General features: G+C 73.7%; 2 protein-coding genes. Both read left to right on the top strand.

Annotated features, from left to right (window positions below; genetic code table 11):
- Positions 1-293: 293 nt before the first annotated feature.
- On the top strand, positions 294-8318 hold the full coding sequence (locus ACIBFB_RS04880; protein WP_397226271.1) for a type I polyketide synthase: 8025 nt from the start codon (positions 294-296) through the stop codon (positions 8316-8318).
- Positions 8305-13065: a type I polyketide synthase gene (locus ACIBFB_RS04875; protein ID WP_397226269.1), complete on the top strand. Its 4761-nt coding sequence runs from the start codon at positions 8305-8307 to the stop codon at positions 13063-13065. The genes ACIBFB_RS04880 and ACIBFB_RS04875 overlap by 14 nt, the downstream gene beginning before the upstream one ends.
- The last annotated feature ends 73 nt before the right edge of the window (positions 13066-13138 follow it).

The following is a 13138-nucleotide window of genomic DNA, read 5'->3' as shown; positions in this document are numbered from 1 at the left end:
GTCATTCGCGGATCGGTCTCCTGTCCCCCGGAGACGGGCCGCCCTGGAAGGGTGTTCCATGTACCCCTGCGTGTGTCCCTTTCGTCTTGCCCAGTACGTTGCGACCGCTCGGAACCGCGGCTGAATCGCACTGGCCGCGAACGTGGTGACACCCATCTCCCTCATCCATTCTGAACTGCGCAAAAGGTTGCTGGGCGCGTGCATATGCACGGGACGGGACGCCCGTCTCCGCGTGCCGTAGGAGTCCCCGTCCGCCCAGGGCGTGACCGGGGAACGCGATCGGAGGAAACGCGATGATCAGTGACCGTTCGACAGCCGACAGCTCGGGTTCCCCCGTCGCCGTCGTGGGCCTGTCCTGCCGACTGCCCGGAGCGTCGACTCCGGAAGCGTTCTGGCGGCTGCTCTGCGAGGGCCGCGAGGCCATCACCGCGCCTCCGGAGCGGCTGGGCGGCTCCTCGCCCGAGCGCGACCGCCGGTGGGGCGGGTTCCTGGACCGGGCCGAGGACTTCGACGCCGCCTTCTTCGGCGTCTCCCCCCGCGAGGCGCTGGCGATGGATCCCCAACAGCGGCTCATGCTCGAACTGAGCTGGGAGGCGGTGGAGAACGCCCGCACCGCTCCCGACTCCCTCCGCGGCTCCGACACCGGCGTGTTCACCGGCGCGATCGCCTCCGACTACGCGCTGCTCCACGGACGCGGCGGCGGCCCGGCCATCGGACACCACACGCTGACCGGGACCCAGCGCGGCATGATCGCCAATCGCGTCTCCTACGCGCTCGGTCTGTCCGGGCCGAGCCTGACCGTCGACAGCGGCCAGTCCTCGTCGCTGGTCAGCGTGCACATCGCCATGGAGAGCCTGCGTCGCGGCGAGTGCGGTATCGCTCTGGCGGGCGGCGTCAACCTCATCCTGGCGCCGGAGAGCACCGAGAGCGTCGAGCTGTTCGGCGGGCTCTCGCCGGACGCCCACTGCTACACCCTCGACGCGCGCGCCAACGGCTACGCGCGGGGCGAGGGCGGTGCCGTGGTCGTGCTGAAGACCCTGCACCGGGCCCTGGCCGACGGCGACCGCGTCCACGCGGTTCTGCGCGGGAGCGCGGTCAACAACTCGGGGGACACCTCCTACCTGGCTCGACCCGGCACCGACGGGCAGGAAGCGGTGCTGCGCGCCGCCCTCCGGCGGGCCTCCGCCGAACCCGGCCAGGTGGCCTACGTCGAGATGCACGGGACGGGCACCCCGACGGGGGACCCGGTCGAGGCGGCTGCCCTGGGCGCGGTCTACGGTCCGGACCGGGAGGAGGCGCTGCGGGTGGGTTCGGCCAAGACCAACGTCGGTCACCTCGAGGGTGCGGCGGGCATCGTCGGCCTGGTCAAGACCGTGCTGAGCGTGGCGCACGGCCAGGTGCCGCCCACCCGCAACTTCGCCAGCCCCCACCCCGCCATCGACCTCGAACGGCTGCGGCTGGCCCCCCAGTTGCGCCGCGAACCCTGGCCCGCGGACGCACCCCTGGCCGGGGTTTCCTCCTTCGGCATGGGCGGGACCAACTGCCACCTGATCGTCGGCCCCCCGCCCGCGCACCAGCCGGAGCCGGTCAGCGGCGGCACGGGTGAGAGTGCCCTCGACCCGGTTCCGTGGGTGCTGTCCGCCCGTTCCGAGGCGGCGCTGCGGGCCCAGGCCTCGTCCCTGCACGCACACGTGTCGGCCCGGCCCGGCCTGCGTGCCGAGGACGTGGGCCGGTCCCTGGCCACGACCCGGACGGTGTTCGAGCACCGGGCCGTGATCCTCGCCTCCGGAGGCAGCGGCGCGCGCGAACTGGAGTCGGTGCGCCCCGAACGGGAACCCGGGACCGCCGCCGACGGTGCGGGGCCGGTCCTGGTCTTCCCCGGTCAGGGCGGCCAGTGGGCGGGCATGGTCCGTGACCTGCTCGACGGTGACGGCCCACTCGCCCAGGTGTTCACCAAGCGCGTGCTGGAGTGCGAGCGCGCCCTGGACCCGCACGTGGACTGGTCGCTTGTCCAGGTCCTGCGCGGGGACCCGCACGCTCCCTCCTTCATCGGCCCCGGGGCACGGGTGGACGTGGTGCAGCCAGTCCTGTGGGCCGTCATGGTCGGTCTGGCGGGGGTGTGGGCCGCACTGGGAGTGCGACCGGCCGCCGTCATCGGACACTCCCAGGGTGAGATCGCCGCCGCATGCGTGTCGGGAGCACTCTCGCTGGACGACGCCGCACAGGTCGTGGCGCTGCGCAGCCGGGCGCTGACCGCCCTCGTGGGCAGCGGGAGCATGGCCTCGCTCGGCCTGACCCCGGAGCGCGCTCGAGAGGTGGTCGCGGGAGCGGACGACCTGTACCTGGCCGCGGTCAACGGTCCGGACTCCGTGGTGGTCTCCGGAGGTTCCGTCGCGGTGCGCCGCGCCGTGGACGACTGCGTCGACAACGGGGTGCACGGCGCCCTGATCGACGTCGACTACGCCTCGCACTCCGCGCACGTCGAGCGGACCCGCGACGTCCTGGCCGAACGGCTGGCCGGGATCGCGCCGCGGCCCGCCCGTGTGCCGTTCTTCTCGACCCTGACCGGAGCCGCTCTGGCCGAGGGCGAGGCCGTCCTCGACGCCGGGTACTGGTACCGCAACCTGAGCCGAACGGTCCGCTTCGCCGAGGCGACCGAAGCCGCCATCGCCGCCGGGTACACCACATTCGTCGAGGTCGGTCCGCACCCGGTCCTGTCCTACGCGATCGAGCGCACCCTGGAAGCGCAGGGCATCCGGGGCACCGCTCTGGAGACCCTCCGCAGGGACCGCGGGGACCAGGCCCAACTGCTCACGGCCGCGGCGCAGGCGTTCACCCGCGGCGTGGACGTGGACTGGGGCGCACTGTTCGCACGCACCAACGCGCGTCCCGTCGACCTGCCCACCTACCCGTTCCAACGCACCCGGTTCTGGCCCGAGGCGGATCCGGCGCACGCCTCCCGGGCCACGGCGGACGCAACCGCCGGGCGGTCGGGGGCGGTGGTCGCCGCCCCCGAGGACACCCGCGCCCTGGTCGCGTCACTGTGCGCGAGGATCCTCGAACGGGGCGAGCTCTCCGAGGCGGACGAGGGCAGGGCCTTCCGTGATCTGGGATTCGACTCGATCATGCTGGTCGAACTCGCCGAGCTGGTGGAGGAGGAGACCGGCGTTCACCTGGACGACACGGTCCTGTTCGACCTGCCGACCCCCGCGGCGCTCGCGGACCGCCTGGCCGGAGACCACGGCGACCGTGCGTCGTCCGGCACGCCATCCCCGATCCCGGCCGCCCCCGTCGGCGGGAGCGCTCCGACCGACGTCGATCCCATCGCGATCACCGCGATGGCGTGCCGACTGCCAGGCGGCGTCACATCACCCGAAGAGCTGTGGCGCCTGGTCGACGACGGAGTGGACGCGATCGGGGACTTCCCGGACAACCGGGGCTGGGACCTCGACGCCCTCTACGACCCCGAACCAGGCACCCCGGGGCGTACCTACACGCGCTCGGGCGGGTTCCTCTACGACGCCGACATGTTCGACGCCGACTTCTTCGGCATCAGCCCCCGCGAGGCCGACGCGATGGACCCCCAGCAGCGCCTGCTGCTGGAGACGTCATGGGAGGCGATCCGCCGTGCGGGCCTGTCCACCGACGACCTGCGCGACCAGCGTGTGGGTGTGTTCGTCGGCGCCATGCCCGCCGACTACGGGCCGCGCCTGGCCGATCCCGGGGTCGGCGGCGACGGCGGCTACCGGCTCACGGGGAGCACGCTGAGTGTGGCATCGGGACGGATCTCCTACGTCCTGGGCCTGCGTGGTCCAGCGCTCACCATCGACACCGCCTGCTCGGCGTCCCTGGTGGCGCTGCACCAGGCGGCCGCGGCCATCCGGCGCGGCGAGTGCACGATGGCCCTGGCCGGAGGGGCCACGGTGATGGCCACCCCCGGGATGTTCCTCGAGTTCTCCGCCCAGCGCGGTCTGTCCCCCGACGGGCGCTGCCGCGCGTTCGGCACCGGCGCGGACGGGACCGCGTGGGCCGAGGGTGCGGGCATGCTCCTGCTGGAGCGCGCCTCCCAGGCGCGCCGCCACGGGCGGCCCGTGCTGGCACTGGTCAGGGGCAGCGCCATCAACTCCGACGGGGCCAGCAACGGGTTGACCGCACCCAACCGCGAGGCTCAGGAGGCGGTGATCCGGCAGGCGCTCGAGTCGGCGGGGCTGGCGCCTGACGAGGTCGACGCGGTGGAGGCGCACGGGACCGGGACCCGGCTGGGTGACCCGATCGAGGCGCGCGCGCTGAGCACCGTGTACGGCACGGGACGTGTGGACGGTCGTGACCTGCGGTTGGGGTCGCTCAAGTCCAACATCGGCCACACCCAGGCCGCTGCCGGCGTGGCCGGAGTGATCAAGACGGTGGAGGCGCTGCGGCACGGGAGACTGCCCCGCACCCTGCACGTCGACGAGCCCACGGACGGCATCGACTGGAAGGACTGCGGCCTGCGGCTGCTCCGGGAGGCGGAGCCGTGGCCGGACACGGACCGGCCGCGCCGGGCCGCGGTGTCCTCCTTCGGCATCAGCGGGACCAACGCCCACGTCGTACTGGAGGGCGTCGCCGACGAGGGTGCTCCCGTCACCGTCCCGGACCAGCCCTTCCGACGCAGGCGCCACTGGGTGGTGCCGGAACCTGCACCGGCCGCCGAACCGGCGACCGTGACACCCCCCCTGCTCGACGACGGCCTGGCCCTCGCGGACGGGCGTACGGTGTTCACGGGCAGGATCGATCCCGCCGACCACCCGTGGGTACGCGATCACGGGCTGCTCGGGCGGGTCGTCCTCTCCGGGACGACCTTCGTCGACCTGGTCGCGCGTGCCGCCCACCGGGTCGGCGCGCAGACACTGGCCGAGCTGGTGTTGGAGACGCCGCTGGTGCTGGGCCGGGACCGTGCCGCCGACCTCCAGGTCATCGTCGGGCCCCGCGACGAGAGCGGTCGTCGGGAGGTGGGCGTCCACGCGCGCCCGGAAGGCGACGACGACGCCGCGTGGACGCGCCACGTCTCGGGCGCGCTCGATCCCCCGACGCCGGAGCCGGCGCGGACGCCGGCCGTCCCCGACGAGCGCGCCGCGGCGATGGAGGTCGACTACGACCGACTGGAACAGCGAGGCCACTCCTACGGCCCCGCCTTCCGGGGGCTGCGCTCCGCGCGGTCGCGGGAGGGGGAGATCATCGCCGAGGTGGTCGCCCCCGACGCCCTGGACAAGGCCGCTCCCCCGCACGGTCCGCACCCCGCTCTGACGGACGCCGCGCTGCACGCGCTCCTCCTGCGCGGCGGTGCCGACGACCACAGCCCGATGGTGCCGTTCACCTGGTCTGGAGTGCGCGTGGCCGCCCGCGGATCCGACCACGCGCCACGCTCGCTCCGTGTGCGGTGCACCGAACTCGGCCCTTGGCGCTACCGGATCGCGGCCGAGGACGAGCACGGCACGCTCGTCCTCAGCGTCGAGGAACTGGTCCTGCGTCCCATGGACGAGGCCGCCCTCCCGGCTCCGGAACCAGGCGACCTCCCGGAACTGTACGAGGTCGTATGGCGCCGACTGGACGTGCCCGACCCTGACGTGTCGGCTCCCGCCGGACTGCCCGACATGGCCTCGCTCGGGCCCGACGCCCCGGTACCGCCGGTCGTGTCCACCGAACTTCCCGCCGCGGTCGTCTACACCGAGGACGCCCCCGTTCCCGACGCCGTGCGCGAAGGCCTGGACTCCGTCCTGGAGACCATCCGTGAGTGGCTGGCCGACGGAAGGTTCGCCCGCGCCCGGTTGGCCGTGGTGACCTGGCGGGCGGTCCCCACCGGCCCGGGGACCCGGCTGAGCGGGTTGGCGGCGGCCCCCGTGTGGGGCCTGTTGCGCGCGGCACAGCGGGAACATCCCGGTCGCCTCGTGCTCGTCGACTCGGACGGGTCGGAGGACTCCCATCGGATGCTGGCCTCGGCCGTCGCCCTCGACGAACCCCAGCTGGCCCTCCGGTCGGGGACGGTGCTGGTACCCCGACTCGCCCGAGTGGAGAGCGCGCGGGGTCTCACCCCTCCGGGGCCGGTGTGGCGGCTGGACACCCGTCACCCCGGTTCCCTCGCCGACCTCGAACCGTTGCCGGCGCGTGAGGCCGTCCGCGAGCTCGGCCCCCAGGAGGTGCGTCTGGCCGTGCGCGCGGCCGGAGTGAACTTCCGTGACGTGGTGGTGGCGCTCGGCATGGTCGAGGGCGAGACCGGCATGGGCATCGAGGGCGCGGGGATCGTCCTGGAGGTCGGCTCCGAGGTCCGCGACCTGGCGCTCGGCGACCGCGTTCTCGGCATGTTCGACGGAGCGTTCGGTCCGGTCGCGGTCGCCGACGCGCGCCGCCTGGCCCCCGTACCCGCGGACTGGACCTTCGAGCAGGCCGCGGCGGTCCCCGTCGCCTTCCTCACCGCCTACCACGCGTTGGTGGACCTGGCCGCCGTACGTCCCGGCGAGAGCGTCCTGGTGCACGCGGCGGCGGGCGGAGTGGGTACCGCGGCCGTCCAGCTCGCCCGCCACATGGGCGCGCGGGTGTTCGGCACCGCCAGCCCGCACAAGTGGGCGGTCCTGGAGGAGTTCGGACTCACCGCGGAGCGGCTGGCCTCCTCCCGCTCCCTGGAGTTCGAGAAACGGCTGCACGCCGCCAACGAGGGGCGTGGCATGGACGTGGTCCTCAACGCACTCAGCGGCGAGTTCGTCGACGCGTCGTTGCGGCTCCTGCGCTCCCCCGGGGACGGGGAAGGGCCCGGCGGACGCTTCGTGGAGATGGGCAAGACCGACGTCCGTTCCCAGGAGGAGGTCGCCGCCACCCATCCCGGACGCGACTACCAGGCCTTCAACCTCCCCGACGTGGCGCCCGAACGGATCGGGCAGATGCTCGGCCGGGTGCTGGAACTGTTCGGCTGCGGTGTCCTCCAGGCGCCGCCGACCAGCACCTACGACCTACGGGAGGCGGGGCGGGCCCTGCGCGCCCTGCAACGCGGCGAGACCGTCGGCAAGGTGGTCCTCACCGTCCCCGCGCCCTTCCCGCAGGACCGCACGGTCCTGGTCACCGGCGGAACCGGAACCCTGGGCCACCGGTTGGCCCGCCACCTGGTCTCCGGTTACGGGGTGCGCGACCTACTGCTGATCAGCCGGAGCGGGCCCGCCGCGGACGGGCAGGACGACCGCACCGCCGAACTGACCGCCATGGGCGCCCGCGTGCGCGTCGTGGCCTGCGACGCCGCCGATCGCACCGAACTCGCTCACGTGCTCGCGGACCTGGACCGGCCCCTGGGCGCGGTGGTCCAGGCCACCGGTCTGCTCGACGACGCCCCGGTCACCGAACTCACCCCGGAACGGATCGACCGCGTCCTGCGCTCCAAGGTGGATTCCGCGTGGAACCTGCACGAACTCACCGCGGACGCGGACCTGGGATCCTTCGTCCTGTTCTCCTCGGCCGTCGGGGTGCTGGGCAACTGCGGCCAGGCCAGCTACGCGGCGGGCAACGTCTTCTGCGATGCCCTGGCCCACCACCGCCGTGAGCGCGGACTGCCCGCGACATCCCTCGCGTGGGGGCTGTGGGCGGGTCCCACCGGCATGACCGCACACATGTCCGAGGCGCAGGTGAGGGCCATGGGCAGGGGCGGCGTGCTGGCCATGCCGCCCGACGCGGCCCTGCGCCTGCTCGACGCGGCGCTGCTGCTGGACACGGTCCACGCCGTGCCCGCCTGGTTCGACGCCGACATGGGCGCCGACGTCGCCGTGCTGCGCGATCTGGCCACCCGGCGCGCAACGTCCCCGAAGACGCCGGGCACCGAGCCCTCTCCGGCTGGGCCGGCGCCCACGGACGTGGCCGCACGCGTCGCGGCACTGCCGGACACCGAACGCGAGCGTGTGCTCCTGGTCGAGGTGCGTACCCACCTCGCCGTCGCCCTGGGCCACGAACCGGGTGAGTCCCGACTGGACGCACACCGGCCCTTCACAGAATTCGGCATCGACTCCCTCACCGGTCTGGAGCTGCGCAACCGGTTGGGCACCGCACTCGGCATCCGGGTCCCCGGCACCGCCGTCTTCGACCACCCCACCCCGCACGCTCTCGCGCGGTTCCTGGCCGACCAGCTGTCTCCCGCGGAACCGGAGACACCCCAGCCCAGGAGCATCGACGAGCAGGACCTCACCCTGGACGCCGAAGGAGCGGGGATCGACGCGATGGGCGTCGACGACCTCGTGAATCTCGCCCTGCAAGGAGAGGCCCACCGATCCCCACGTGGACAGGAGACAGCAGATGACGTCCGATGACCACCGAGTGGTGGCGGCACTCAGGTCCGCGCTCAAGGAGAACGCGCGACTGCGCGAACAGCTCGACGACACCGGCTCCCGGGAAGCGGTCGCCGTCGTGGGGACGGGGTGCCGTCTCCCGGGCGGGATCGACTCCCCGGAGGACCTGTGGGACCTGCTCGTCCAAGGGCGTGAGACGGTGGGCCCGCTGCCGGACGACCGGGGGTGGGACCTCGCGTCGCTCCTCGGCGAGGGCGGCCGAGAGCCCCGGTCGGCGATGAGGCGGGGCTCCTTCCTCGACGCCGCCGGAGACTTCGACGCCGACCTGTTCGGTATCTCCCCGCGCGAAGCCGAGGCGATGGACCCGCAACAGCGGTTGCTGCTGGAGGTGGCGTGGGAGTCCCTGGAGCGCTCCGGGATCGCGCCCTCCTCGCTCGCGGGCTCGGACACCGGTGTCTACGTCGGCGCGCTCGCTCCCGAGTACGGTCCGAGACTGACCGAGGCGCCGGCGGACGGGCTGGCGATGACGGGGACGTCGCTGAGCGTGGCGTCCGGGCGGTTGTCGTACACGCTGGGGTTGACGGGGCCGGCGCTGACGGTGGACACGGCGTGTTCGTCGTCGCTGGTGGCGGTTCACCTGGCCGTGCGCGCTCTGCGGGCGGGGGAGTGCTCCCTCGCCCTGGCGGGCGGGGTCACCGTCATGTCCTCGCCGGGGCCGCTCACCGAGTTCACCCGGTTGGGTGGGCTGGCTCCCGACGGTCGGTCCAAGGCCTTCGGTGCGGGGGCGGACGGCGCCGCCTTCGCCGAGGGCGTGGGGATGGTCGTCCTGGAGCGGCTGTCCGACGCCCGCCGCAACGGCCGCCGAGTCCTGGCGGTGATCCGGGGCGGCGCGGTGAACCAGGACGGGGCGTCCAACGGCCTCACGGCGCCCAACGGTCCCTCCCAGGAACGGGTGATCCGCCGCGCGCTGGCCGACGCGGGTCTGTCCGCCGGGGACGTCGACGTCGTGGAGGCGCACGGCACGGGTACCACCCTGGGCGATCCGATCGAGGCCCAGGCGCTGTTGTCCACCTATGGTCGGGAGCGGCCCGCGGACCGGCCGCTGTGGCTGGGATCCCTCAAGTCCAACGTGGGCCACACGCAGGCGGCGGCCGGGGTCGCCGGGCTCATCAAGCTCGTTCTGTCCCTGCGGCACGGGACGTTGCCCAGAACGCTGCACGCCGACGATCCCACACCGCATGTGGACTGGTCCTCGGGGGCCGTGCGGCTGTTGACCGGGCAGCGGGACTGGTCGCGGACGGATCGGCCTCGGCGGGCGGCGGTGTCGTCGTTCGGCATGAGTGGGACCAACGCCCACCTCATCGTCGAGCAGGCCCCCAGCGACGACCGCGCGTCGGCCGCCGCTGAGGAGGCGCCGCGTTCGGACCGGCCGTCCGGCCCCCTGCCCTGGGTCCTCTCGGGGCGCGGCGAGGCCGCCCTGCGCGCCCAGGCGGAGCGTCTCGCCGAACACCTGCGCGACCGACCCGACGCCGATCCCGCCGACGTCGGTTGGTCCCTGGCCACCGCCCGGTCCGCGTTGGAGCACCGGGCGGTGGTCGTCGCTGACGACCGTGCCGGGTTCCTGGAGGCGCTCGACGCGTTGGCGCGGGGGCGGACCCACCCGGGCGCGGTCACCGGCACGGCCCGGAGCGACCACCGACCCGTGTTCGTCTTCCCGGGTCAGGGCGGCCAGTGGCCCGGAATGGCCGTGGAACTTCTGGACTCCGCCCCCGTGTTCGCGCGAAGGATGGCCGAGTGCGAGGCGGCGCTGGCGCCGTACGTCGACTGGTCGCTGACCGACGTCCTGCGCGAGGGAGCCACCGGCCTGGACCGGGTGGACGTGGTTCAACCGACGCTGTGGGCGGTCATGGTCTCGCTCGCGGAGCTGTGGCGTGCGCACGGCGTGCACCCCGCCGCCGTCGTGGGCCACTCCCAGGGGGAGATCGCCGCCGCCTGCGTCGCCGGTGCGCTCTCCCTGGACGACGCCGCCAGAGTCGTGGCCCTGCGCAGCAGGGCGATCCGGGAACTGTCGGGTACGGGGGCGATGGCCTCGGTCGGGCGACCGGCCGCTGAGGTGCGCGGTCGCCTGGCGGCGCACGGGGAGGCGCTCCACGTGGCCGTGGTCAACTCCCCGGAGTCCACGGTGGTCGCCGGCGATCCCGAGGCGGTCCGTACGCTGGTCAAGGAGTACGAGACCGAGGGCGTCCAAGCGCGGATGATCCCCGTGGACTACGCGTCGCACACCCCGCACGTCGCCCGGTTGCGGTCGCGGATCGCCGGCGCTCTCGCCGGGATCACCCCCCGGGTGCCGGAAATCCCGATGCTGTCCACCGTCACGGGTGACTACCTGACCGGTGCCGATCTCGACGCCGAGTACTGGTACCGGGGGCTGGCACGCACAGTGGAGTTCGAGACTGCCGCCCGCGCACTGCTGGCGGCCGGTCACGGTGCGTTCCTGGAGGTCGGTCCGCACCCGGTACTGGGAGCGGCCCTGCGGGAGACCACCGAGGCGGTGGGCGCGCGCGACACCGTCGTCCTGGGTACCCTCCGCCGGCGCGAGGGCGGTCCCCGCCGGTTCGCGACCGCTCTGGCCGAAGCGCACGCGCACGGAATCGGGCTCGACTGGGAACGGGTCTTCGGCGTTCGCCGTCGCCTCGTCGACCTGCCGACGTACCCGTTCCAGCACCAGCGCTACTGGCGCACGGGCGGGGGCGGAGGAACGGGCCCCAGTGTTTCGGGACGTACCGGAGCCGTGGCCCCCTCGCCGGACGACTGGTCCTACCGTGAGACGTGGGTACCCGTGGAGACGTGGCGGGCCCGTACCGCTCCCTCTGGAACCTGGCTGGTGTTCGGCCACGGCGCACCGGACGGCAGCCTCGCGGACTGCGTCGCCGCGTTGAACGCCCGGGGCCACCAGACTCGGTTCGTGGACCTGCCGAGGACCCTCGACCGGCGGATGCTGACCGCCCTGGTCGCCGACGCCCGTCGTGGAGCCGAACCGGTCGCCGGGGTGCTGTCCCTGACCGCCCTGACGAGTCCGGGAGGGAGGGTCACCCGACCGACCTGTGCGGCGGGGCACCGGAACACGGTTCTGCTCCTGCAGGCACTCGGTGACGCCGGGGTCAGCGCCCCTTTGTGGTGCCTCACCCGGGGTGCGGTCCCGGCTGACGGCCCGGTGACCGAACCGACCGCCGCGCTCGTCTGGGGCCTCGGACGTGTCGTCGCCCACGAGCACGCCAACCGTTGGGGCGGCCTCGTCGACGTGCCCGCCGAGAGCACCGACGGGACCGGGGAACTGCTCGCCCGTGTCCTCACGGGCGAGACGGCCGACGGCGAGGACCAGGTGGCGCTCCGGGCCGGGCGAGTCCTCGCCAGACGGCTCGACCGGGCCCCGATGCGCAGTCTCAGAGCCACCCGACACTGGCAGCCGTCCGGAACCGTCCTGGTCACAGGGGGAACGGGTGCGCTGGGAGCGCACACCGCCCGTTGGCTGGCCCGGCGCGGCGCCGACCACCTGCTCCTGGTCAGCCGCAGGGGAGCGGACTCTCCCGGGGCCCGGGAACTGGCGGAGGAACTCCGCGCGGTCGGAGCGAAGGTGACGCTCGCCGCGTGCGACGTCGCTGACCGCGCCGCCCTGGCCGAGGTCCTCGCCGCCGTGCCCGAGGAGTACCCGCTCCGCGCGGTCGTGCACACGGCCGCGGCACTGGACGACGGTCCCGTCCACGCGCTCACCCCTGATCAGGTGGCGTGCGCCCTGCGCGCCAAGGCGGACGGGGCGGTGCATCTGCACGAGCTCACGCGTGACCTGGATCTGTCGGCCTTCGTCCTGTACTCCTCCGTCTCCGCCGTGTTCGGGGTGTCGGGGCAGGGGAACTACGCTCCGGGCAACGCGTTCTGCGAGGCGCTGGCGCATCACCGCCGCGCCCTGGGGCTGCCCGCCACATCGGTGGCCTGGGGTGCGTGGTCGGGACGGGGCATGGCCGAGGACGGAGCGGTCGCCCACCTCCTGCGCCGCCACGGTCTGCCGACCATGGACCCCGACGCCGCCGTCGCCGCGCTCGGGCATGCGCTCGACCGCGATCTGACCGCGCTGGCGATCGCCGACGTCGACTGGCCGCGCTTCCGCGCCGCCCTGACCGCCAACCGCCCGAGCCCCTTCATCGGCGACTTCGGCCGAACGGCCGCCGAGGGGACCGGTGCGGGCGTGACCCGGGCGGACGACCTGGAGTCGCGGCTGTCCGGTCTGGGGCGCGCGGAGCGCCGGAGAGTGCTCACCGACCGTGTCTGCGACGAGGTGGCCGCCCTCCTCGGCTACCGGTCCGGCGGCGCGCTCGACGCCGACCGGGGCCTGAAGGACCTGGGGCTGGACTCGGTGACCGCGATCGAACTGCGCAACCGCCTGGCAGTGCTCACCGGGTTGCGACTGCCCTCCGGGCTGGCCTACGCCCACCCGACCTGCGCGGCGCTCGGACACCGGCTGGAGGCGTGGATGTTCGGGGACACCGAGCGGATCGTCATGGCGCGGCTCGACGGAATCGAGACCGCCCTCGCCGAGCACGAGGGGGACGGTCTGGACCGTGAGGCCGTCGCCCGGCGCCTGCGCGGGTTGCTGGACCGGCTGTCCCCGCCGAGTACGCACTCCTCGCACACCGGCGAGACGGATCGGGACCTGGAATCCGCGACCAAGGAGGAGCTGTTCGCGTTCATCGACGACGCCCTGCGCGACTGACCGGAACCCAAGACGCAGCCGCCCCGTCCCGCATCCCGCCCCGCGCCCGAGTCCCCGGTCGCGGACCACACGA

Source organism: Nocardiopsis sp. NPDC050513, assembly GCF_044457925.1.
Classification (GTDB): Bacteria; Actinomycetota; Actinomycetes; order Streptosporangiales; family Streptosporangiaceae; genus Nocardiopsis.
This window is presented reverse-complemented; position numbering and strand designations above follow the sequence as displayed.

Bases quoted from the DNA above. Each gene is read 5' to 3' on its own strand.
- ACIBFB_RS04875 (WP_397226269.1), top strand. From the start codon at position 8,305: ATGACGTCCGATGACCACCGAGTGGTGGCGGCACTCAGGTCCGCGCTC.
- ACIBFB_RS04880 (WP_397226271.1), top strand. From the start codon at position 294: ATGATCAGTGACCGTTCGACAGCCGACAGCTCGGGTTCCCCCGTCGCC.